Annotated in this window: 20 protein-coding genes; 11 read left to right on the top strand and 9 right to left on the bottom strand. The window is 64.1% G+C overall.

Annotated features, from left to right (window positions below):
- Window positions 1-196: 196 nt before the first annotated feature.
- The 5 genes from LB513_RS02895 to LB513_RS02875 all read right to left on the bottom strand — a co-directional run bounded on the left by LB513_RS02895 (window position 197) and on the right by LB513_RS02875 (window position 6,617).
- Window positions 197-967 carry a GntR family transcriptional regulator gene (locus LB513_RS02895; protein WP_224661960.1) on the bottom strand — a complete coding sequence of 257 codons (771 nt, stop codon included), beginning with the start codon at window positions 965-967 and terminating at the stop codon, window positions 197-199.
- A 138-nt stretch (window positions 968-1,105) separates the two neighbouring features.
- Window positions 1,106-1,825, bottom strand: coding sequence for an E3 binding domain-containing protein (locus tag LB513_RS02890; RefSeq protein ID WP_224661959.1), 720 nt, complete (start codon window positions 1,823-1,825; stop codon window positions 1,106-1,108).
- Window positions 1,822-2,847, bottom strand: coding sequence for a C-terminal binding protein (locus LB513_RS02885; protein ID WP_224661958.1), 1,026 nt, complete (start codon window positions 2,845-2,847; stop codon window positions 1,822-1,824). Before LB513_RS02885 ends, LB513_RS02890 begins: the two co-directional genes overlap by 4 nt.
- A 17-nt stretch (window positions 2,848-2,864) precedes the next feature.
- The gene (locus LB513_RS02880; protein WP_224661957.1) at window positions 2,865-5,264 is read right to left on the bottom strand and encodes a thiamine pyrophosphate-dependent enzyme; all 2,400 of its coding nucleotides are present in this window, start codon (window positions 5,262-5,264) and stop codon (window positions 2,865-2,867) included.
- Window positions 5,265-5,396: 132 nt separating this feature from the next.
- Window positions 5,397-6,617: a mandelate racemase/muconate lactonizing enzyme family protein gene (locus LB513_RS02875; RefSeq protein ID WP_224661956.1), complete on the bottom strand. Its 1,221-nt coding sequence runs from the start codon at window positions 6,615-6,617 to the stop codon at window positions 5,397-5,399.
- A 35-nt stretch (window positions 6,618-6,652) separates the two neighbouring features.
- Between LB513_RS02875 and LB513_RS02870 the strand changes: the two genes are divergently transcribed.
- The 4 genes from LB513_RS02870 to LB513_RS02855 are packed head-to-tail and all read left to right on the top strand — an operon-like array spanning window position 6,653 to window position 10,551.
- Window positions 6,653-7,531, top strand: coding sequence for an SDR family NAD(P)-dependent oxidoreductase (locus LB513_RS02870; RefSeq protein ID WP_224661955.1), 879 nt, complete (start codon window positions 6,653-6,655; stop codon window positions 7,529-7,531).
- Window positions 7,532-7,535: 4 nt separating this feature from the next.
- The gene (locus LB513_RS02865; protein ID WP_224661954.1) at window positions 7,536-8,384 is read left to right on the top strand and encodes a transketolase; all 849 of its coding nucleotides are present in this window, start codon (window positions 7,536-7,538) and stop codon (window positions 8,382-8,384) included.
- Complete coding sequence (locus tag LB513_RS02860) at window positions 8,381-9,370, top strand: transketolase family protein (protein ID WP_224661953.1); 990 nt, start codon at window positions 8,381-8,383, stop codon at window positions 9,368-9,370. Before LB513_RS02865 ends, LB513_RS02860 begins: the two co-directional genes overlap by 4 nt.
- Before the next feature lie 8 nt (window positions 9,371-9,378).
- Window positions 9,379-10,551 carry a mandelate racemase/muconate lactonizing enzyme family protein gene (locus LB513_RS02855; RefSeq protein ID WP_224661952.1) on the top strand — a complete coding sequence of 391 codons (1,173 nt, stop codon included), beginning with the start codon at window positions 9,379-9,381 and terminating at the stop codon, window positions 10,549-10,551.
- 11 nt (window positions 10,552-10,562) lie between these two features.
- Here the strand turns inward: LB513_RS02855 and LB513_RS02850 are convergent, their stop codons facing one another.
- Complete coding sequence (locus tag LB513_RS02850; protein WP_224661951.1) at window positions 10,563-11,591, bottom strand: LacI family DNA-binding transcriptional regulator; 1,029 nt, start codon at window positions 11,589-11,591, stop codon at window positions 10,563-10,565.
- Window positions 11,592-11,831: 240 nt separating this feature from the next.
- Between LB513_RS02850 and LB513_RS02845 the strand changes: the two genes are divergently transcribed.
- From LB513_RS02845 to LB513_RS02830, 4 genes are all read left to right on the top strand, one after another.
- A complete protein-coding gene (locus LB513_RS02845) occupies window positions 11,832-12,842 on the top strand; it encodes an ABC transporter permease (RefSeq protein WP_224661950.1) in 1,011 nt (336 codons plus the stop codon).
- Window positions 12,843-12,918: 76 nt separating this feature from the next.
- Window positions 12,919-13,893 (top strand): sugar ABC transporter substrate-binding protein, encoded by a 975-nt coding sequence (locus LB513_RS02840; RefSeq protein WP_224661949.1) that lies wholly within the window; start codon window positions 12,919-12,921, stop codon window positions 13,891-13,893.
- A gap of 53 nt (window positions 13,894-13,946) precedes the next feature.
- Window positions 13,947-15,509: a sugar ABC transporter ATP-binding protein gene (locus tag LB513_RS02835; protein ID WP_224661948.1), complete on the top strand. Its 1,563-nt coding sequence runs from the start codon at window positions 13,947-13,949 to the stop codon at window positions 15,507-15,509.
- A complete protein-coding gene (locus tag LB513_RS02830) occupies window positions 15,506-16,267 on the top strand; it encodes an SDR family NAD(P)-dependent oxidoreductase (RefSeq protein WP_224661947.1) in 762 nt (253 codons plus the stop codon). Before LB513_RS02835 ends, LB513_RS02830 begins: the two co-directional genes overlap by 4 nt.
- Here LB513_RS02830 and LB513_RS02825 read toward each other — a convergent pair.
- From LB513_RS02825 to LB513_RS02815, 3 genes are read right to left on the bottom strand one after another with little or no spacing between them, the layout of a single operon-like run.
- Window positions 16,264-17,172 (bottom strand): aldose 1-epimerase, encoded by a 909-nt coding sequence (locus LB513_RS02825; RefSeq protein WP_224661946.1) that lies wholly within the window; start codon window positions 17,170-17,172, stop codon window positions 16,264-16,266. The two genes, LB513_RS02830 and LB513_RS02825, sit on opposite strands and share 4 nt — an antisense overlap.
- Window positions 17,156-17,740 carry an SDR family oxidoreductase gene (locus tag LB513_RS02820; protein ID WP_224661945.1) on the bottom strand — a complete coding sequence of 195 codons (585 nt, stop codon included), beginning with the start codon at window positions 17,738-17,740 and terminating at the stop codon, window positions 17,156-17,158. The genes LB513_RS02825 and LB513_RS02820 overlap by 17 nt, the downstream gene beginning before the upstream one ends.
- Window positions 17,741-17,748: 8 nt before the next feature.
- Window positions 17,749-18,528 carry an SDR family NAD(P)-dependent oxidoreductase gene (locus tag LB513_RS02815; RefSeq protein WP_224661944.1) on the bottom strand — a complete coding sequence of 260 codons (780 nt, stop codon included), beginning with the start codon at window positions 18,526-18,528 and terminating at the stop codon, window positions 17,749-17,751.
- 487 nt (window positions 18,529-19,015) lie between these two features.
- Between LB513_RS02815 and LB513_RS02810 the strand changes: the two genes are divergently transcribed.
- The 3 genes from LB513_RS02810 to LB513_RS02800 are packed head-to-tail and all read left to right on the top strand — an operon-like array spanning window position 19,016 to window position 21,247.
- On the top strand, window positions 19,016-19,825 hold the full coding sequence (locus LB513_RS02810; protein WP_224661943.1) for a transporter substrate-binding domain-containing protein: 810 nt from the start codon (window positions 19,016-19,018) through the stop codon (window positions 19,823-19,825).
- A 60-nt stretch (window positions 19,826-19,885) separates the two neighbouring features.
- A complete protein-coding gene (locus tag LB513_RS02805) occupies window positions 19,886-20,551 on the top strand; it encodes an amino acid ABC transporter permease (protein WP_224661942.1) in 666 nt (221 codons plus the stop codon).
- A 3-nt stretch (window positions 20,552-20,554) separates the two neighbouring features.
- On the top strand, window positions 20,555-21,247 hold the full coding sequence (locus tag LB513_RS02800) for an amino acid ABC transporter permease (protein ID WP_224661941.1): 693 nt from the start codon (window positions 20,555-20,557) through the stop codon (window positions 21,245-21,247).
- Window positions 21,248-21,556: the final 309 nt, after the last annotated feature.

Here is a 21,556-nt window from a genome sequence, read left to right as displayed (position 1 = left end):
GCCGCCCACCCCGGATCCGCTGCGCACCTTGGGCTGTTTGCACCGGACAAATGCTCAGCGTCAGATGAGGCGTCGCATCCACTCGACCGTGGTCCTCCGCGGAGCCGTCACCTTAGCTATGATGCTATTATAATTTTATAAGGTTGTCCATGACTGTGCCAAGGAAATCGGCGCACGCCAGTGCCTGCCGCCCGGATCAGGACAGGTCGTTTGGCGCGTCGTAGGTTATGCTGAAGATGTCGGCGGGATGGCGGGCGACGGAGAATTCGATGCTGCGCTGGTCGGCCGACTGATAAAGCATCTCCACTGTCAGCACCGGGCCGCCCAGCATGATGCCGAGATCGGCGGCAACCGCCTCGTCGGCGATTTCGGCGCGTATGGTGACATGCGCCACGTCGAGGCGCAGGCCGAGATGCTTCTGCACCGAGCGGAAGATCAGCACGTCGGAAAAGTCTTCGCGCTTCATCCTGGCGCCGATGTCGGGTGGGAAGTAGGTGGTGATCTGCGCCTTGCGCTGTTCGCCGATCGACAGCACGCTGCGCAGGCAGTAGCCGGCCTCTTCCTTGCCCATGCCGAAATGGCGCTGCAGCACGGGGGAAAGTTCCTTGCGGTAGGATTTCACCGTCAGCTGCGCGTCCTTGGTGAAGGCCGCCATGTCGGCGAAATTCTTGAATTTCCAGCTGAGATTGACGGAGGGGCTGCGTGCCGTGACAACCGCCGGCTTCGCCGAGCGTTTCCTGATCAGGCCGTCGGCCTCGAGATCGCGCAAGGCCTGGCGAACAGTAATCAGGCTGACGCCGAAGTGCTCGGCTATGGTTGCCTCCTTCGGCAGTTCCCCTCCAACGGGAAAAGTGCCGTTGCCGATCGGCTCGCGCAAGATGTCGGCGAGCTGGCGATAAAGCGGCCCGTTGGCGCGGCCGAGTGTACGTCTGGGGAGACTGTCGATGGTAGGGACGGAGTGATCCATGTGCCTCGTCGCGCTGCTGTCGAAGCTTTTATAATAGCTTCCTCGGCGCGAGGCTATCGCATGCCGCTCAAAAGTAGCTACGGGGTCCGTGGTGCGACACCGACCGAGGAACAAGCTGGTGCTGGCGGATCAATCGCCTCAAACGAAGAGGCGAAGCGGGCTTTCGATGGCGGACTTCAGGGAGGAGAGCCACGCGATCGCGGCCGCCTCATCAATGCTGTCCGCATCCGTGGCGAGCAGGCATTCGGCATGGCCGCCTACCCCGTCGACGGTGACGGCCAGACGCATGGCACGGCCTGGCAGCAGAGCCATCATCATGGGCCGGATATCGCCTGCAGGCAGCAAACGAAGGGACAGCAAGGCCGGCTTTTCTGCGTCGTCGCTGCCGCGATCCAAGGCCTCAAGCCGCGACGCGCGCAGCAATGTCATCGGCATCTCCGAATTTGTGGGGCACGCCATTTGGCGGCCGCCGAGTTCCAGCGCCACCCACGCGCCAGAGCCCACGACAGGATTCTCAGCGAACGCACGGCCTACCGCGCGCAGCACGATGTCGTCGATGTCGAACGTTTTCCCCGCACTCGCCAGCGCCGCCAGCAAGTCGCGCACCGCGCCGAGCGCGAGCGACGCGGCGAAAGCGGCGATGCGGTGCGCGGCGATCGCAATGCCGGCAGCTTTCGCGACATCAGGCGCATTTGCAGGCGCGGCTGCCGGCACGAAGGCGAGCACATCGGCCGCCAGGATACGGCCGTCCGGTCCGCTGCCGCGCAGAGCTTCCAGCGGCAGGGCACGCTCGCGTGCCAGGCGGCGCGCATAAGGCGACACCGCCAGACGCCGGGTTTGGCCGACCGCTATATTCATTTCAGGTACTCGGCATTGACGCAGTTGGTGAGCCGGCCCTCGGCGAGATAGGCGTGCACCACTTCGATCGATTTGAGTCGGAGATCACGCATGGACGCCGGGCTATAGAAAGCGGCGTGCGGAGTAACGATCAGCCGATTGGCGATCCACGGCTCGCCGGCGCGCCACGCCACCAGCAATGGATGGTCAAGATCGCCCGGTTCGTTCGGCAGCACGTCCAGCCCGGCGCCGGCGACGGTGCCCGCGCGCATTGCGGCTTCAAGCGCGTCGAGATCGACGATCGGACCGCGCGCGGTGTTGACCAGAACCAGGCCGGGTTTGGCGGCGGCGAAGGCGGCGACGCCGAGCAGCTTGCGCGTGTCATCACTCAGCGGCGTATGGACGCTGACCACGTCGGACCGTTGCATCAATTCGGCCAGCGAATGAACGCGCTCGTAGCCGGTCGAAAGGTCGACGCCCGACAAGAGATGCGGATCGTAGAACACCACCTTCATGTCGAAAGCGGCGGCGCGGCGGGCAGCGGCAAGCCCGATGCGGCCGAGTCCGACAATGCCGAAGGTCGCGCCCTTGTGCCTGCGCACCAGCGGTCCCTTGGCGAAATGCCAGCCTTCCGCGCCGTTGCCGGAAAGCTCGGCGCCATAGGCGGAGGTACCGCGAGTCAGCGCCAGCATCAAGGCGATGGCATGGTCGGCGACCTCCGTGGTGCCATAGTCGGGTACGTTGCAGGCCGGAATCTTGCGCGCACCCCAGCCTGCCGTATCGATGTTGTCGAAGCCGACGCCGGAGCGCACCGCGATCCGTGCCTTTGGAAAAGCTGTTGGCGCGGCGGCGACATTATGCGTCGGCGAGTAATTGATCACGGCATCGACCGCTTCGCAGACGGCCGGATCGAGCGCGGCGGCCTTGTCGTTGGTCGACCGCGCGAGAATGAGTTCGACGTCGGGATAGGTCTCGCGCTCTAGTTCGGCGTCGTCGGCGGCTTGCCAGTTGGCGCACAGGATCTTCATGCTTGCACTTCGCATCTCATGTTCCAATGGTGTTATTTGCTGATGCCGCCTATGCGGCCGCCCATCGGCACCACGGCGCCGACCGGCTGATCGATAGCGCTAAGCGTCCCGGTGACTGGCGCCTCGATCTCGACCACGGCCTTGTCGGTCTCGATCTCGGCAATGAGATCGCCTTCCTTGACCGCATCGCCAACGGCCTTGAGCCATTTGATGACGGTGCCCTCGCTGACGGTGAGATCCCCGAACGGCATTGTGACTGGCTCGTCATTGGTCGCCGCAGCCGGCGGCTGGGGCGCAGGAGCGCCTGGCGTCGTCTTGGCAGGCGCCGGCGCAGGAATGGCCGGCACGGCACTCTTAAGCCCGGCCGTATACCAATGATCAGGCACCGGCGGTTTGCCGGCGATGACATCGCGCGCGCCTTGAGCAATGCGGGCGGTGTCGACCAGCATAGCGCGTTCCAGGACAGGCGCGAAGGGATGCGATGTGGGCGCCGTGTGCAGCCGTCCGGGCGGAGCATCGAGCTCATCGAAGGCAAGCTCGTTGATGGCCTGGGCGATCTCACCGCCAAGGCCGCACATCGCCCACGCCTCGTCGACGATCAGTAGCCGATGGGTCTTGCGGACGCTTGCAACAATCGTCTCGATATCGAGAGGCATGATGGTGCGCGGATCGATGACCTCGGCGTCGATCCCCTCGGCGGCGAGCGTTTCGGCGGCCTCCAGCGCGCGCTGCACCATCTGGCCGGCGGCGACGATCGTGATGTCGGCGCCTGGCCGTGCGATGCGAGCGACGCCAAACGGCACATAGTGGTCGCCCACCGGCACCTCGCCCTTGGAGGCGAAAAGCGCCTTGGGTTCGAGCATGATAACGGGGTCGCCGGCCCTGAGGGCCGTCTTCATCAGCCCCTTGGCATCGGCCGGGGTCGATGGCACGCACACGATGAGGCCGGGCATGTGGGCGAAGACCGGATGATAGATGCCGCTGTGGTGCGGGCCCGAACTGCGCAGCGCGCCGGCGCCGACGCGCACGACCATCGGCGCGCTCATACGGCCGCTGGTCATGTAGCGCAGCTTGGCTGCCTGCAGGAATATCTGACCCGCAGTCTCGAACGCAAAGTCGGCAAACATCAGGTCCGAGACGGTGCGCGCACCGGTTGCCGAGGCGCCGACGGCCGCGGCGGTGAAACCCTGCTCGGAGATCGGCGTGTCGACCATTCGGTCAGCGCCGAACTCCTGCCACAGGTTTTTGGTGTGGGCAAAACTGCCGCCGCGCTCACCGGTGCCCTCGCCGAAATAAAGGATTGCCGGGTCGGTGCGCATCTCCTCGGCAATGCCGTCGCGCACTGCGTCGAGCCAACCCTGCGTACGGGTTTCACCGACGACGCGCGGCTGCAAAGCGGCCGGTGGATTGATCGGATCGGCAAAGACGTGCAGCCGGACCGTCGCCGGGTCGGGCTCGGGCGAGTTGCGGGCGAAGGCCAGCGCCTCCTCGACCACCTTTTCGATCCGCGATTCGATGGCCGCCAGCGCCTCGGCATCGGCGATGCCGTATTCCTCGACCAGCTTCTTGCGAAACATGTCGATTGGATCGCGCTTGATCCAGGCGTCGAGCTCCTCCTGCGTGCGATAGGTGCCGATGACGGGATCGCCCTCATGGTGGCCTACGGTGCGGTAAGTCTTGGCCTCGATCAGCGTCGGGCCCTTGCCGGAACGGGCGCGCTCGGTCGCCTCTTTCATGGCCAGCCAAACGGCGAACACGTCGTTGCCGTCCACGGCGACGCCTGGCATGCCGTAGGAGGCCGCCTTGGTGGCGATCTCAGGGTTGAGCGTGATCGATTTCAGCGGTGTCGCGGTGGCGTAAAGATTGTTCTCGCAGATGAACACGGCCGGAGCACGCTGCACGGCGGCGAAATTGAGGGCCTCGTGGAAGCCGCCATGGTTGGCGGCGCCGTCGCCGAAGAAGGCGACGCCGATGTCATCGCGGCCCTGCTGGCGGGCACCCATGCCGATGCCGACGGCATGGCCTATCCCCGCGGCGACAATGCCGTTGGTGCCGAACAGGCCGACCGAGCGGTCGTAGAGATGCATGGTGCCGCCACGGCCGCCACAGATGCCGTCGGCCTTGCCGAACAGTTCGGCCATCACCCGGCCGGGATTGGCGCCCTTGGCCAGAGCGTGGCCGTGGCCGCGATGGGTCGAGGTGACCCAGTCAGTCGGTCGCAGATGCGCACAGACGCCGACGCCCGTTGCCTCCTCGCCGATATAGAGATGCAGGAAGCCGGGTGTTTCACCCTTGCGGCAGGCGATCTGGGCGATGCTTTCGAAGCGGCGCAACAGCACCATGCGTTCGAACAGGTCGAGCAGAACCTGCCTGTCGGGCAGGTTCGATGCGCCCGTGAAATCGTCGCGCGACCGCGCCGTTGAAATCGCCAATGAGGCCTCCCTGATCCGTATTCGCACCGGCATGGACGACGCCGGCGGCGAGCTGGTCGGCCGCCCGCTCCGACGGATAATAGATTATAATAGCATAATGTCTACTGCGTCGGGGCGGGCCTGTGTCAAAGCCTAGATTCTGGTGAGGCGCAGCGTGGCGTCCGGCCGTTCGAACAGTTCCGGTCGCAGGCGAAGCCCAAGCCCCGCCCCTTCCAGCGGCGCGACATGACCGCCCCTGACCGGCGGAATATCGGCGACGATCTCGGTGTACCAGCCGGTGAAGTAGGCGCGCACCGTCTCCTGATAGTTGGCGTTTGGCAAAGTGGCCGACAGCGCGCAGCTGGCGGCATAGACGATCGGACCGGTGCAGTCGTGCAGGGTGACAGGCAGTTCGCTGGCCTCGGCCATGTTGGCGATCTTGCGCGCCTCGGAAAGGCCGCCGCACCAGGCGAGGTCGATCATGATGACGCTTGCAGCGCGCTTATCGATGAGCTGCTTGAACATCTGTCGCGAGGCCAGGCGCTCGCTGGCGGCGATCGGAATGGAGGTGTGGCGGGCAAGCTCGGCCATGGCGTCGAGTTCATTGTAGCGGATCGGCTCCTCCAGCCAGGCGACATCGTAAGGCTTCAGGGCGTCGGCGATGCGTAGCGCGGGCGGCAAAGTCCATAGCCCGTGCAGCTCGACCATGATCTCCATGTCGCGGCCGACCGCATCGCGGATTTTCTGGAATGGCTCCAGCGCCTTGTCTAGATCGGCAAGCGAGATCCGGGTGCCGTTCGACGCCTCGGCCGCAATATCGAACGGCCAGATCTTCATGGCGCCGATGCCTTCGGATTTCAGGCTCTTGGCAAGATCGCCGGCATTGTAGCGCCAGGCGAGCAGATCCTCATACGGTCCCTCGTTCGAATCGCCCGCCTTGAGCGACCAGTCTTCGCCGCGCTCGAACAGTGCATTCTTCTTTGTGGCGCGGACATGCCTGTAGCCGGCGCAGGTGTTGTAGATCGGAACGGTTTTGTGGGTGCGGCCGCCAAGCAGCCGCCAGACCGGCTCGCCGAGGGCCTGGCCGTAAATGTCCCATAGCGCGATGTTGACGGCGGAATTGCCGCGCACTTCCGCGCCGGAATCGCGCGCGCCGACATAGACGCTGCCCAATATGCGATCGTGCAGCTCGATGTCGCGCGGATCCTTGCCCAACAGGTAGGCCGCGACATTGTCGTGGATATAAGAGGCGACAGGGCCTGGGGCCCAAAAAGTTTCGCCCGTGCCGATAATGCCGGCGTCGGTGTGGACACGCAGCCAGAACAGGAACGGGAACTCGGCGAGCTGCAGTGTCTCGAGCGCCACGATTTTCATCTCATCTCTCCCCGGTCCAGCGGATACTGCGACCGATGGATAGTAGCACATCGGCGTTGACAGCCATTTATGGTACCGGTATCAATCGCGTCAAGATCGCCACCGGGAGGGTGCCCGAATTGCCTGCCGAGAATGAAAGGACCATCCCAGGTAGAGCCCTGGTCACCGGCGCCGCTGGTGGCCTCGGCCGTGAGGTCGCTATCCAGCTGGCCCGGCGCGGCTGCGTCGTAGCTATCACCGACATCAATGGCGAAGGACTGGCCGAAACGGCGCGGCACATCACGGAAGCAGGCATGGAAGCCGAGACCATCGTCGGCGATTTCACCATAGAGGGCGCCCCGGAAGCGGCGGTGGACAAGGTGGTGGCGCGCTGGGGTGGCATCGACATCCTGGTCAACAATGCCGGCTATGGCGTGATCGAACCGTTCCTGGAAGCCAGTTTCAAGGCGTGGACGCGTACGCTGGCGCTCAACGTCACCGCGCTTGCGATGGCCTGCAAGGCCGCAGGGCGCGTGATGCGGGATCAGCGTTCGGGGCGCATCGTCAACATCACCTCGCCCGGCTCGCGTATGGCGCTGCCCGACTACACCGCCTACACAGCGAGCAAGGCGGGCGTCGATTCCATCACCCGCGCCGCGGCAGTGGCGCTGGCGCCATACGGCGTGCTGGTCAACAGCCTGGCGCCCGGCATGATGGACACCGAGATGCAACGCTCGACCGAGGCCGATCTCGCCCGGGCCAATGGCCGCGACGATCTGCAAGCCTTTCTCGACGAGCGCACGCGGCGCATCCCGATCGGCCGCCGCGCCGAGATTTCGGAGGTCGCCGAAGCCGTCGTCTGGCTCTGCCTCGATTCGCCGAAATACATGACCGCCGAGCGCCTAAACATGTCGGGCGGCCTCGACAAGGACTGAGCCAATGCTGCGAAACTCTCCCCCCGGCAGCGCCGATATCGGCGCGCTCGAACGCAAGGCAAATCTGCTGCGCCGTCACATGCTGACCATGGCGCGCGGCCAAGGACAGGGATATATCGGCCAGGGCCTCGGCATCGCCGACACGCTTGCGGCGCTTTACTTCCACGAACTGCGCTACGACCCGCACAACCTCGCCTGGGCCGACCGCGATCGGTTCCTGCTGTCGACGGGGCACTATTCCATCGCCTTGTGGGCAGCTTTGGCAGAGGCCGGCATCATCGCCGTCGAGGAGCTTGGCACCTACGGAGCCGACAACAGCCGGCTGGAGATGTCGACGCTGGACACCACACCCGGCGTCGAGATGATTGGCGGCTCGCTCGGACACGGCTTGGGGCAAGGCGTCGGCCAGGCGCTCGGCCTGCGTGTCGACAATTCCGACGCGCGCGTCTTCGTCGAACTGTCGGATGGCGAGATGCAGGAAGGCTCGACCTGGGAAGCGGCGATGTCGGCCAGCCATTTCAAGCTCGATGGACTTGTGGCGTTGATCGACTGCAACGGCATCCAGGCCGATGGACCGGTCGTGCTCGACATGGAGCCGGTGGCCGACAAATGGCGCGCCTTCGGCTGGCAGACATCGGAGATCGACGGCAACGACATGACGGCCGTGGTCGGCGCTCTTGCCGACGCGCGCGACCGCAACGGCAAGCCGAAGGCAATCGTGTTGCGCACCCTGCCGGGCAAGGGCGTGCCGCGCATCGAAACCTCCGAGAAATCGCACTTCTTCCGTATCGACGTGGCGCAGTGGGACGGCCTTATCGCCGAGTTCGAGAAGAGCGTGGGGGCAGTCCGATGAGCGGCGCGGCGATGGAGGCTGGCCGCACGCTGGCCATGGGCCAGGATGAAGCGATCGGCGGCGGCCGGCACAGTGTCGAGGCGCCGTTCGGCAAGGCGTTGGCGCGGCTCGGCCAGAGCCGCCCCGATATTGTCGGGCTGACCGCCGATCTCGGCAAATACACCGACATATTGCCGTTTCGCGACGCCTTTCCGGACCGGTTCTTCAATGTCGGCATGGCCGAGCAGAATTTGGTCGCCGTCGCAGCCGGGCTGGCGCGCACCGGCAAGATGCCGTTCGCCACCACCTATGGGGTGTTCGCGACGCGTCGCGCCTATGATTTCGTCGCGATCGCGCTCGCGCACTCCAATCTCAACGTTAAGATCGTCGCCGGCCTGCCCGGCCTGACGACGGGCTATGGCGGCACGCACCAGGCGATCGAGGACCTCGCCCTGATGCGCATGATTCCCGGCCTGACCATCATCGACCCTTGCGATGCGACCGAGATCGAAGCCGCCACGGCGGCAATCGCCGACCATGCCGGGCCGGTCTATATGCGTCTCTTACGCGGCACCGTGCCCGTCGTGTTCGAACCCGGCTATCGATTCGAGATCGGCAAGGCTCGCCGGCTTCGCGAAGGCAGCGATGTCGGCATCATCTCGACCGGCTTCATGACGGAGCGGGCCTTGGACGCCGCGGACGCCTTGCGCAAGCAGGGCATCTCGGCAGGCGTATTGCATGTGCCGACGATCAAGCCTTTCGACGCCGAGGCCGTTACAGATTTTGCGGCCGGGGCCGGCCAAATCGTGACGATGGAGAATCACGTCGTCGTTGGTGGGTTGGCGAGCCTCGTCGTCGAGACATTGTTCGATGCAGGCATGGCGAAGACAGTAACGAGGATCGGCCTGCCCGACCGCTATATCGAATGCGGGGCCGTACCGACCTTGCAGGCGAAGTATGGTTTGACCACCGAAGCCGTCATCAAGACCATCACGAGTTTGAGCTAGAGTTTGGCATGAAGATCACTGAAATCGAGACCTTTACCGTCGGCGCCGGCTGGAAGAACTGGCTGTTCGTCAAGGTCCATACCGACAAGGGCATCCATGGCGTCGGCGAAGGCACGCTGAACGGCTTCATCAAGACCACCGAAGCCGGCGTACACGAACTCAAGCACCTTGCCATCGGCCAGGATCCGCGCCGCATAAACGCGCTGGCCAAGCGCATGCTGGACAGTGTTTCGCTCGATGGCGGCCACGTTCACCGCACGGTCATCGCCGCGATCGAGGTCGCCTGCTGGGACATCGTGGGCAAGAGTCTCGGCGTGCCGATCCACCAGTTGCTCGGCGGTCAGGTGCGCGACAGCGTGCTCGGCTACGCCAATGGCTGGTACCGGACAGAGCGAACGCCCGAAGCCTTCCTCGATGCCGCCAGGGCCGTGCTGGCCAAGGGATTCAAGGCTTTCAAGCTCGACCCGTTCGGCACCGCGCAGGGTTTCATATCGCGCGAGGAACTCGACCTCTCCTACGCAATCTGTCGGACACTGCGCGACGAACTGCCTGGCGATACGCTGATCCTGATCGACGTGCATGCCCGCTTCACCGAGATCGCGGCGCTTCAGGCGGCGCAGAAATTCGCCGACCTCGACATCTACTGGTGGGAGGAGCCGACCTCGCGGGACCGACAGGAGACCGTGCACGCGGTAGCGCATCGTTCGCCGATCCCGGTGGCGACGGGCGAGATGTACGATACGGTCGGGCAGTTCTATACGCTGGCTGCCGGCGGCGGCGTCAACATCTTCCAGCCGGAACCGATGTCGCTGGGCGGCATCGCGCCTTCGATGCAGGTGGCCAATCTGGCGCTCGCCCATGGCAGCCACATCGCGCCGCACCAGAGCGGCGGGCCGGTGGCGACCGCAGTGTGCCTGCAACTGGCGGCGGCGGTGCCGAACTTCCTGATCCAGGAGCATTTCGACGCTTTCAACGATCCCTGGACCCGCGACCTCGTCACCTGGCATCCGACCGTCAACCCGGAGAACGGTCATCTTTCCTTGCCTGATGCTCCGGGCCTCGGCATCGACCTCAACCTGGATGCGATCAAGGATCACCCTTACGATCCAAACGCCTATCTCAACGTCCACGCCGAGGGCTGGGAAAAGCGCCTGGGCCGCCGCGAGGAGGCCAAGCCATAGCTGCATCGCTGTCAGGCGCTTTCGCGGTCGACGATCTCGAAGCCGAGGCTGGTTATGGTCGGCACCTTGGTGTCGCCGCCCAGCCTCGCCAGCAATTGGCGCACGGCGCGCCGGCCCATCTCGTAGCGGTTGACCTTCACGGTGGTCAGGGGCGGATAGAGCTGCGCAGCCAGGTCCATGTCGCCGTAGCCGGCAATGGCGATCCGCCCCGGTACCACCCAGCCGCGGCGGTGACATTCCTGAACGGCCCCGACGGCAAGCGTGTCGCTGGAGAAGAAGATGGCGTCGATGTCTTTGTGGCGCGCCGTCAAGGTCACCAGCGCCTCGGCTCCGCCTTGTGCCGTGATCGGCACCTCGACCTCCATGTCGCCATGGTTCGTGAAGCCGAGTTCGTTCAGCGCGGCATGATAACCGGTGCGGCGCTGCTGCAAGCGATCATTGCCGTGCACTGGCGTCGAGACAAAGCCTATCCGCTTGTAGCCTTTGGCGGCCAGATGCATGGTCATGGCATAGGCGGTTTCGAAATTGGACACGCCGACGACCATGTCGATCGGTTTGCGCCCCTTGATCTCGGAAATCTCGACTACGGGCACGGCACTGCTTTGGAGCAACGCACGGGCCGCCTCGCTCTGCACGAAGCTCTGGAGGATCATGCCGACGGGGCGCCAGCCAAGGAGCGTGCGGATCGACCGCTCCTCGGCTTCCTGCGTGAACTCGCCCTGCACCAGCAGCATAGAATAGCCGCCCTCATGGCACTGGTCGGACATGCCCTGCACCTGCTCGGCGATGCCGGAATTGATCAGAGGCGGCACCACCGTGCCGATCATGCGGCCATTCCCGCGCATGCTGGATGCCAGCCGGTTGGGCACGAAGCCGGCCTGTTCGATGGCCTCGAGCACCCTGGCGCGCGTCTCCGGCGACACCATGTCCGGATTGGACAGCACCCGCGACACGGTCATCGGCGCTACGCCAACACGTTTCGCGATCTCGCGAACACCGAGACGTTGCGGCTTCTTCTCGCCCGCGGGCTTCTCGATCATCCGATGCTCCAAAAGCGGGCGAGGCGCCGAGGAGACCTCCCGCCGGTCACGCCACACGGTCGGATTAATAGCGGTTCTGGCGAACGCTTTCCAGCGGCCGGCGCGGCCATCGCCTCCCGCCCCATGCGCCGGTTGACAAATTATAATATTATAATCTTAATGCGGATGAGGAGAGCGCCTGGGTCGCGCGGGCACATGTAGCCTGGCATGCTGGCAACAGGTGCCGTTAGGGAGGTCAGGATGAACAGCGCGGCTGAGCTGAGCTCGCCAACCCGGGACACTCAAACGTTGAGGCGGCGCCTGATCGGCCTGATCGCCGTCGGCGAAGTCGGCGTGCTGGCGGCCATGGCCCTGCTCGTCGGCTTCTTCTGGCTGATGGAACCGGCCTTTCTCTCCGAGCGCAACGTCCGCGCCATTCTCAATGTCGTCTCCTTTGTCGGCATCATCGCCATCGGCCAGACAATCCTGCTGGTTGCCGGCGAATTCGACCTGTCCGTCGGCTCGGTTGCCGGTCTGTCAGCGGTGGTGGCCGCCAAGCTGATGACCGCTGCCGCCTTGCCGGTGACGGTCGGCATCCTCGGAGGCATCGGCGTCGGCGCGTTGATCGGCCTTCTGAACGGCCTCATCGTGGTGAGACTCGGAATTCCCGCGTTCATCCAGACGCTGGGCATGCTGTTTATCGGGCAAGGCCTTATCCAGGTGGTGACGGGCGGCTACCCTGTCTATCCGCTGCCGGATGCGATCAACGATATCGGCGCCACTGATCTCGCCTTCGGCCTGGGCTGGAGCTTTGCCTTCTTCATTGCGGCGGCGATCCTTGCCGATTTCGTGCTCCGGCGCACCGTGCTCGGGCGCAACATGTACGCGACCGGAGGCAACCAGGAAGTCGCGCATCTCGTCGGCATCAACACCAATGCCTACAAGATCGGCGCGTTCATCCTCGTCGGGGCATTGTCGGCGGTGGCCGGCATGTTCGTCATGGCCGACCTCGGAAGCGGCGGCACCTCGATCGGCAGCGGTTGGGAGCTGACTGTCATCGCAGGGGTCGTGGTCGGTGGCGTCAGCCTGTTCGGTGGTGCGGGCACGGTCGCCGGCGGCGTGGTGGGCATCCTGATGCTGAAGGTCGTCCAGAGCGGCCTTGTGGTCATCGGCGTCAACTCGAACTGGCAGCAGATAGCGGTCGGCGTGATCATGGTCATGGCGGTCGGCCTCGACATAGTGCGGCGCCGCTACTTCATTGCCGGCGCCTGAAAGCAAAGCTGGAGCTCGATAGAGCCGTCACGGAGATTGCGGCGGCAGAATGCCGCCGAACCAAGGGAGGTAAGACATGAGAACCTATCTGAAGATGAGCTTGCTGCGAACCGCTGTACTGGCCGCTGCCCTCGTCACGGCCGTCGGGTCGGCGAGCATTGCCCGGGCGGCGGACGTAAATCTGCTCTGGGTGCAGCCGATGAAGGACCATCCCGTGCACAGGCTGATGCAAGCGGGCTTCCTCAACAAGTGCAAGGAACTCGGCTATACATGCGAGGTCGTGGGCGATCCGAGCGCCACCAACTGGGACATTCCGGCGACGCTGCCGCTTGCGGAAGCGGCGATGGCGCGCACGAAATTCGACGCCGTCGGTGTCTATGGGCCGGATCCGGCGATCTACTCCTACATTTCCAAGCTGGCCAAGGAAGACATGCCGATCGTCACCTGGCATGTGCTGCCGCCCGAAGGCACCGTCAAGGGCCTGAAAGCGGCAACTGGCGAGGACATTCCGGGCGCCGGCGCCAACGCGGCAATCGCCATCGGTGAGAAGCTCGGTGGGAAGGGCACGGTAGCGCTGACACAAGGCGCCTCCAACGATACCGAAAACACCATGTCGGATTCATTCCGCAAGACGATCGCAGCCAAATATCCCGGCATCAAGGTGCTCGATACGCAGATGGAGGGGTTCGAACCTTCGGCGGCCGAGGCCAAGGCCGTAGCGATCCTGCAGGGCAACCCTGATGTGACCGCCGCCTTCGGCACCACCGGCAACAGCATTCAGACCTGGTCGGGCGCCTCCCGCAAGGCCGGCCGCGACGTCGTCATCATCGGGATGGACTACATCCGCCAGAATCTCGATCTGGTGAAATCCGGCGCCGCCTACGGCATCGTGGCCCAGCCGCTCTATGAGGAGAGCGCCAAGGTGGCGGAGCTGCTTGGCGACCTCGCCCAGGGAAAGACCGTCCCTTACAGCAATCCGCTCCCGGCCAAGGTCATCACCGCCGGCGATCTCGGCCCCTATTACAAGATGCTGGACGGCGCCGGCCAATAATGGCTTTGCCGGGTCCGCCTGCCAGCGGACCCGGCAGCTTGCGAGGAAACATCTTGTCCAGCACCACCCCAGCGCCGCTGTTTTCAGCCAATGCGATCGCCAAGAATTTCGGCGGCGTTCAGGCGTTGCGCGGCGTGGATTTCGACGTCTCCGCAGGTGAAATCCACGCACTGCTCGGCCAGAACGGCGCCGGCAAGTCCACGCTTGTGAAAATCCTCAACGGCGTGCACCCGGCCGGCTCCTACACCGGTGCCGTGCAACTCGACGGCAGGACGGTCAGTTTCGCCTCGCCTGCCGACGCGCGGGCCAACGGCGTCGGCTACGTGCCGCAGGAAATCGAAGTGCTGGAACAGCTTTCGGTCGCCGAAAACGTGTTCGCCGGCCGCACCGGGCTCGGCGACGGCATGCTGGTGCACCAGCGCAAACTGGAGCGGCGAGCCGGCGAAATCTTCAGCGATCTCGGTATCAACATCAATCCCAGGGCCTATGTCGCGTCGCTGACGTCGGCACAACGCCATCTGGTGATGATCGCCCGCGCCATCGTGCTGAAGCCCAGGGTGCTGATGCTCGATGAGCCCACCGCGTCGCTGTCCGGCACGGAGGTCGAGGCGCTGTTCGGCGTTCTGCGGCGTCTGAAGCTACAGGGCGTTGCGATGGTCTATATAACCCATCGCCTGCCGGAGGTCTTGGCCATCTGCGATCGCGCCACCGTGTTGCGCGACGGAAAGGTGGCGGTTCGGATCGCCAGGGAAGATTTCACTCCCGAGACCTTTATCTTCTCCATGTCCGGACAAAGGATGGAGCGACTGTTTCCCGAACATGCGGCGCCGATCGGCACGCACAAGGCTCTGGAGGTGCGCGGCCTCACGGTCGCTGGTCACAGTGGCGCTGTCCATGGCGCCAAGGATATCAATCTCACCGTGGCGGCCGGCGAGATCGTCGGACTTGCGGGACTGCTCGGCTCCGGCCGCAGTGAGATCCTGCACGGCATCTATGGCCGCGCGCGGGCCAATGGCGAAATCCGCGTCGCCGATCGCATGGTGCATATCAAGTCGCCTGGCGATGCTCGCGCGGCCGGCATCGCCCTCCTGACCGAGGACCGCAAGCGCGACGGCCTGCTATTCAATCTGCCGGTGGGCGCCAACATCACCATTGGCAATTTGTCGCCCCTTGCCCGGCACGGCCTTCTGCGCGGCGGGTTGGAACGCAGTTCGATCGTTGCCGCCATGCGCGCGCTGAACGTGAAGGCATCATCGCCGAAAGCGGCGGTCACCCATCTGTCGGGTGGCAACCAGCAAAAGCTGCTGTTTGCTCGTGTGCTGATGCGGGCGCCGAAAGTGCTGCTTCTTGACGAGCCGACCAAGGGGGTCGACGCGGCGACCCGCCACGAAATCTATCGGCTTATCGTCGAACTGGCCGAGAAGGGCGTGGCCCTGTTGATCGTCGCATCCGAACTGGAGGAACTGATCGGACTTTGTGACCGCTATCTAGTGGTTGCCGACGGCCGCATCGTCGACGAATTCGCCCGCGGCGAAGGCGGCGAGGATCGCGTGTTGCGCTCGATAACGGCAGCCCAAGCGCAGAGTCATGCAAGGGCAACGCAGGGTGACCCATGATGTTTGCCGGCAAACGGGTTTTCGTCACCGGCGCAGCGACCGGGATCGGCCGGGCAACGGCGGAGTATCTCGTCGGCGAGGGGGCGAGTGTGTTCGGCGCGGGATTGGACGGCGAAGAGGGTGAAGCCCTGGCCCGCGGGCATGCCGGCGGTAGTTTGATCTTTCGCGTTTGCGATCTCACCCGGGAAAGCGAGGTCCGTGCAGCGGTGGCTGCGGCAAGAGAACGGTTCGGCGGGCTGGATGCTGTCGTCAACTGCGCTGGCATCTACCCGACAGGCAAGCGGCTCGAGGAGCTTGCGGACGAAGAATGGGACAACACCATAGCCGTCAATCTGACGGCTATTTTCCGCGTTTGCCGGGCAACCCTGCCGCTGCTGCGAGCTTCCGGCGGCGGCTCGATCGTCAACATCGCCTCGGTGCATGCGGATGCCACCGTGCCTGGGGTGCCCTGCTACGCGGCGACGAAGGCGGCCGTCGTCGGCCTGTCGCGGCAGATGGCGCTCGACTATGCGGTCGACCGGATCCGCGTCAACGCAGTGCTGGTCGGGTCTGTCGCCACACGCATGACGCTGGACGCGCTGGAAGCGGCCGGCGGGGCCGAAGCGATCGGCCTGTCCTTCGAGCCTAACCGGATCGCCCGCATCGCCAACCCTTCCGAGATCGCCACCGCGATCGGCTTCCTGATCTCGGACGCGTCGTCCTTCGTCACCGGCAGCGCCATGCAGGTGGATGGAGGCCTTCTGGCGCGGCTGCTTTAGGCCAGCTGATTTTCCAATACGAAGGGTATGAACGAGACGGTTCCGGTGGCGCTGCCGCCGGGAGCGAGGATGATCACGCCCTCCTCCGCATCGTTCCAGGCCCCCCGGTTGAATGCGCCCGAGGCATTGGTTTGCGGCTCGACGCAAAAATAGGGTCTTGCGGGATCGGCGTAGAGCATCAGGTGCCTGAAGACCGGATCTGCCTTGATCAGCAGGCCCGTTCCACGCGACGGAAAGCGGATCACCGCTTCGCCGGCCCAGCCGCCATAATCATTGTTGCGCCAGCCGACCGGCAAAGGCCTGTCGTCGGCAAAGTCGAGTTCGGGTGGCAGCGTGATCGCGTCCCCAGATACGCCATCAGGCTCCTCGAGGTAGAAACGCCTGGCGTTGAATTGCAAGGTTACGTCGGGGTCACGATCAAACCAGGGATGCAGGCCAAAGCCGAATGGCAGCGCAATTCGACCGGTGTTGGTCACCGTCATGGTCACGACCAGCGCCTCGCCGGAAACCGTGAAAGCCTGAGTGGCGCGATAGGAATAGGGGTCGGATCGGGCGGCGATTTCAAGGGTCAGCGTTGCGTTGGTTGGCCCGGCCTCGGCCACTTGCCAGGCGTTTTGCCAGCCGCTGCCGTGCACGTTGAATCTTTCCGGAGGATTGTTGGGCGCGACCTGCCAGCGCTTCCCGCCGAACTCGAAGGCGTTGCCCGCGATGCGATTGGCATAGGGCGTCATCGGGAACATGGCGACGCCGAGCACATTGCCGGCATGGCGGTCGGCATCCGAAAGGCGGCGCATCAGGTTGATGCCTTGCCAACTCAGCGAACTCAAGGAGCCCCCGATCTCCGGCACAAGCTCGACGACAAGGGCGCCGGCGCGCAGGGTCAACACGTCAGAAATTGCGCCCATAGCCCGCCATCCAGCCACCGTCGACGCCCAGCATTTGGCCGGTTGTGTAGGTGTTGAGCGGATCGCAGAAGAACAGCACGGCCGCCACGGCCTCCTCGAGGGTGCCGGCACGCCCAACCGGCGTGTGGCTGAGCATCGCCTTGTCGCCGGCCACCATGATGCCATCCTGGACCGCGCCTACGCCGACGGCATTGACCAGCACCTTGGGGCCGAACTCCATCGCCAACGTTCGCATGCCGGCGAGAATCGAGGCGTTTTCCATGGAAAAGCGTGGGTGTCGGCGCATCGGCATGCCCGATATGGCCGACAGGAGGAAGACGATGCGCCCTTGCCCCCGCTCGGTCATGGTTACGGCGGCCTTACGCGCCTCCGCATACAAAGCGCGCGAATCCTCCGCTGTCACGCCAGGACGCAACGGACATGACACCAGCAGGATATCGGCGAGATGGGCCTGACCGCCTTCGACAACGCGGCCACCATTGGCCTGCAACGCGGCGAGCGCGGCATCGACGACCGGATTGCCTACGCCTTCCCGGGCTATGGCCGCGCCGGCGAGATCGATTTCCATGGTCGCACTCACATCATGTACCCCGCCGTCCAGCCGCCATCGACGGCCAGCACCTGGCCGTTGACGTAGCTGGCGGCCGGCGAGGCGAGGAACAGCACCGCCTCGGCGATCTCTTCCGGCTCCGCCGGGCGACCGAGCGGCACATGGGCGAGGAATTCCTGCGCGCGGCCCGCGAACTTGCCGTCGTCGCCATAAAACAGCTTGGCGGTCAGCGCCGTCATAACCGAACCGGGTGCAATGGCGTTGGTGAGGATTCCCTGCGGCCCGAGCTCGATGGCCATAGAGCGCGTCAGATGGATGATGCCGGCTTTGGCGGCGACGAACGGGCTCTGCAGCCGCATGGCGGCGAGGCCGACGACCGAGGCGATGTTGACGATGCGGCCGCCGCTGCCCGCAGCGAGCATCGGCCCCAGCGCGGCGCGGCTCATGATGTAGAGGCCGTCGAGGTCGATGCCAGTGATGCGATCCCATTCCTCAAGCGGAAACTCGTCGATGGTGACGCGGTGCGCCAGAGTGTTGACCCCGGCATTGTTGACCAGGATGTCGAGGCGGCCGTGCCGCTCCATGATCGCTGCGATGGCGCGGCCCACCGACGCTGCGTCGCGGATGTCGACAGTGCAGGCCATCGCTTCGGTCAATGCGGCTGCTACCTGGCTCGCACCCGCGCTGTTGATATCAGCGACGACGACCGCGGCGCCGTTGTCGGACAGGCGTTTGGCAATGGAGCTGCCGATCGCACCGGCCGCTCCCGTGACCAGCGCCACCTTGCCTCGCAGATCGCATCGCATGTCCCATCAGCCCCTGTTATTCCTCTTATGATATTATAATAATCAAGGCGGGCGGACAAGATGTTGCCTGGCTGTTCCGATCCGCGACGGCGTCTTCGTCGCCGTGGTCGCTGGCTAGCGCTTCGCCCAAGTCCTGCGCAAGGCCATGGCTTTATCGACCATTTGCGGACTGATCTGAACTCGACGGCGCGGATCAGGTCGCGTTTGCCCATGCAGTAAAACCGACTATTCGATCGCTGAGGGCTTGATGCTGTCCGTCCAGCAGGGATATGGTACCGGTATCAGTCCTTCAGTTGTGGATGTCGGCAATCGTAGACAGGCTGTGAATATTATAATAGCATACCATTATAGTCGCGGAGGAAACGCCATGTTTTCCGGCTCATGTCGGATCGGAGGCGAGCGGTAACGATCACATTACGTCGTCGAGCGGCCTGCGCCCCGCTCGAGTGACGCTGAACACGGCGTTCAAAATGCATGGGAGGAAAACATGCGGACTTTCCTGAGAGGGCCCGGCTGGTTGCTGGCCGGCATGGTGCTCGCAGTCACGACGCTGATGCCGTCACTTGCTTCGGCACAATCGATCGATGAGATCATCTCGCGCGGCAAGCTCATCGTCGCTATAGACACCACAACCCCGCCATATGGCTTTCTGGATGCAAATCTCAAGCCGACCGGCTTCGATGTCGAAGTCGCCAACAAGATGGGCGAAGCGCTTGGCGTGCCCGTGGAATTCGTCACCGTTACCTCGCCCGGCCGTATTCCGGCGCTGCTGACCAAACAGGTCGACGCGGTGATCTCGATCTTCTCGATCACCCCGGCTCGCGCCATCCAGATCGACTATTCGATCCCCTATGCCGGCCAGTCGGCAGTCGTGATCGCGCCAAAGAGCACCGCCATCAAGGGCGTCGCCGATCTCGTCGGCAAGAAGGTCGGCCTGACCCGCGGCACCGGCGAGGACGGCCTGCTGACCAAGGCGGCAGAAGCCAATCCCGGCATCGAGATCCTGCGCTTCGACGACTATTCCTCGCTGCTGCAGGCGATGGTGTCCGGCCAGATCGACGCCATGGGTGGCGGCGACTATGGCGAAATCTATCTGAAGAAGGCGCAGAACGGAGACGCCTTTGAGCAGAAATACGTGCTGAAAACCTTTTATTTCGGCATCGGCGTCGCCAAGGGCAACGACAATCTGCGCCAGTGGATCAATACCTGGCTGTTCAGCATGAAGACCGACGGCACGCTCGACGCATTGTCGATGAAGTACCGCAACCAGCCGCTGCCGGTGCTGCCGGTTTTCTGATCAAGTCTTGCATGAAGCAGCGGGGCCAGCGACGGCCCCGCTTTTCGTGACGGAATAGCCATGCAAACCGCCCTGCAATTCGGCCCCGTCCTGGTGCATCTCGACCTGCTGCTGCGCGGGCTGGAGAAATCGCTCCAGCTGGCCGCACTGTCGATCCTGTTCGGCACCGCCATCGGTATTGTTGGAGCGGTCGGCCGCAGCTTCGGGCCGCGCTTCCTGTCGTGGCCGATCGCTGCCTATGTAGAGCTGATCCGCAACACGCCGCTGTTGATCCAGCTTTATTTCGTCTTCTTCTCGCTGCCGCTGCTGGGCTTCAAACTGTCGAGCAACATTGCTGCCGTAGTCGCGCTCTCGATCCATCTCGGAGCCTACGCGACCGAGATCCTGCGCGCCGGCATCGAGTCCATTCCGGAAGGGCAGATCGAGGCGGCCAAGTCGCTCGGCCTCGGCCGCTACCGCATCATCCGCCATGTTATCCTGTTGCCGGCGGCGCGCGCCGTCTACCCGTCGCTGTCGGCGCAGTTCATCCTACAGATCATGGGCACCTCGATCGTCGGCGCCATCGCCGCGGAGGAACTGACGGCGGTCGCCAACAATCTGGTCATGCAGACCTTCCGTAGCTTCGAGGTCTACATCATCATTGCCGTTATCTATTTCGTGCTGGTGCAGGCCGCCAGCCTGCTTTTCGCCGGCGGCGGCAAGATCATGTTCCGGTGGAAGGTCTGAGCCATGAGCCTGCGCGATTTCGGCCCCAACGAATTGATGTTCCTGTTGCTGGCGACACGCTGGACAATCCTGCTGGCGCTGATCGCCTTTGCCGGCGGCGGCGCGATCGGGCTGGTGGTGGCGGCATTGCGCGTCGCGCCGGCACGGCCGCTGCGTTGGCTAGCGGCCTTCTATATCCAGTTCTTCATGGGCACGCCGATCCTGATCCAGCTGTTCATGGCCTATTACGGTTCTTCGTTCCTTGGCTACCGGCCGGATCCTTGGATGGCGGCTGCGGTGACGTTCTCGCTCAATGGCGGCGCCTTCTTTGGCGAGATCTTTCGCGGCGCGATCGAGGCGATCCCCAAAGGCCAGTGGGAAGCGGCGACCGCGCTCGGCTTCCGCTTCGTCAGGACGTTGAGGCTGGTGATCATTCCGCAGGCGGTGCGGCTGATGCTGCCGCCAACCGTCGGCTTCATGGTGCAGATCGTCAAGACGACGTCGATCGCCTCGCTGATCGGACTGACCGAACTTGCCCGTGCCGCCACGCAGGTCAACACGGTGACCTTTCAGCCGGTGATGGTGTTCGGCACGGTGTCGATCATCTATTTCGCGCTGTGCTGGCCGCTATCGCTCTTTGCAGGCCATCTCGAGCGGCGGTTTGCGACTGGAATGTCGCGCAAGGTGGAGAACCCGCTGGTCATGTCGGCCGTGTAGCCACCGTGAAGGACAGCTTGTTCTCGGCCGCAGGGGCAGAGGTGGACCGGCTGATGGCAATAGGGCCGCCCCAAAAACGTAGCAACTCGCTAAGCCGTCCTTGCTTCGGACCTCCCATGGTTGGCGAGAGTCACTGCGTTGAGTTAGAGGACAAGCACGAAAACCATCCAGCATGTTTGATCTTTTGCTAGGACATTGAACTCCGAGATTTTCGACGGCTAGCTCATAGGCCTAGAGCGTTTCACGTTTTGACGGAAGCGTATCCTGCGTTTTCAAAGTAGTTCCTGCATTCGGTTGCCTCGATGGTTT

Origin of the sequence: Mesorhizobium sp. ES1-1 (assembly GCF_020164785.1) — a bacterium.
Classification (GTDB): Bacteria; Pseudomonadota; Alphaproteobacteria; order Rhizobiales; family Rhizobiaceae; genus Mesorhizobium.
Note: the sequence above shows the minus strand (reverse complement) of the source record. Positions and strands in the feature narration are given on the sequence as shown.

Excerpts from the sequence above, each read along its gene's own strand:
- LB513_RS02895 (WP_224661960.1), bottom strand. The coding sequence starts at position 967 with ATGGATCACTCCGTCCCTACCATCGACAGTCTCCCCAGACGTACACTC.
- LB513_RS02890 (WP_224661959.1), bottom strand. The coding sequence starts at position 1,825 with ATGAATATAGCGGTCGGCCAAACCCGGCGTCTGGCGGTGTCGCCTTAT.
- LB513_RS02885 (WP_224661958.1), bottom strand. The coding sequence starts at position 2,847 with ATGCGAAGTGCAAGCATGAAGATCCTGTGCGCCAACTGGCAAGCCGCC.
- LB513_RS02875 (WP_224661956.1), bottom strand. The coding sequence starts at position 6,617 with ATGAAAATCGTGGCGCTCGAGACACTGCAGCTCGCCGAGTTCCCGTTC.
- LB513_RS02870 (WP_224661955.1), top strand. The coding sequence starts at position 6,653 with ATGGATAGTAGCACATCGGCGTTGACAGCCATTTATGGTACCGGTATC.
- LB513_RS02865 (WP_224661954.1), top strand. The coding sequence starts at position 7,536 with ATGCTGCGAAACTCTCCCCCCGGCAGCGCCGATATCGGCGCGCTCGAA.
- LB513_RS02860 (WP_224661953.1), top strand. The coding sequence starts at position 8,381 with ATGAGCGGCGCGGCGATGGAGGCTGGCCGCACGCTGGCCATGGGCCAG.
- LB513_RS02855 (WP_224661952.1), top strand. The coding sequence starts at position 9,379 with ATGAAGATCACTGAAATCGAGACCTTTACCGTCGGCGCCGGCTGGAAG.
- LB513_RS02850 (WP_224661951.1), bottom strand. The coding sequence starts at position 11,591 with ATGATCGAGAAGCCCGCGGGCGAGAAGAAGCCGCAACGTCTCGGTGTT.
- LB513_RS02845 (WP_224661950.1), top strand. The coding sequence starts at position 11,832 with ATGAACAGCGCGGCTGAGCTGAGCTCGCCAACCCGGGACACTCAAACG.
- LB513_RS02840 (WP_224661949.1), top strand. The coding sequence starts at position 12,919 with ATGAGAACCTATCTGAAGATGAGCTTGCTGCGAACCGCTGTACTGGCC.
- LB513_RS02830 (WP_224661947.1), top strand. The coding sequence starts at position 15,506 with ATGATGTTTGCCGGCAAACGGGTTTTCGTCACCGGCGCAGCGACCGGG.
- LB513_RS02825 (WP_224661946.1), bottom strand. The coding sequence starts at position 17,172 with ATGGGCGCAATTTCTGACGTGTTGACCCTGCGCGCCGGCGCCCTTGTC.
- LB513_RS02820 (WP_224661945.1), bottom strand. The coding sequence starts at position 17,740 with ATGGAAATCGATCTCGCCGGCGCGGCCATAGCCCGGGAAGGCGTAGGC.
- LB513_RS02815 (WP_224661944.1), bottom strand. The coding sequence starts at position 18,528 with ATGCGATGCGATCTGCGAGGCAAGGTGGCGCTGGTCACGGGAGCGGCC.
- LB513_RS02810 (WP_224661943.1), top strand. The coding sequence starts at position 19,016 with ATGCGGACTTTCCTGAGAGGGCCCGGCTGGTTGCTGGCCGGCATGGTG.
- LB513_RS02805 (WP_224661942.1), top strand. The coding sequence starts at position 19,886 with ATGCAAACCGCCCTGCAATTCGGCCCCGTCCTGGTGCATCTCGACCTG.
- LB513_RS02800 (WP_224661941.1), top strand. The coding sequence starts at position 20,555 with ATGAGCCTGCGCGATTTCGGCCCCAACGAATTGATGTTCCTGTTGCTG.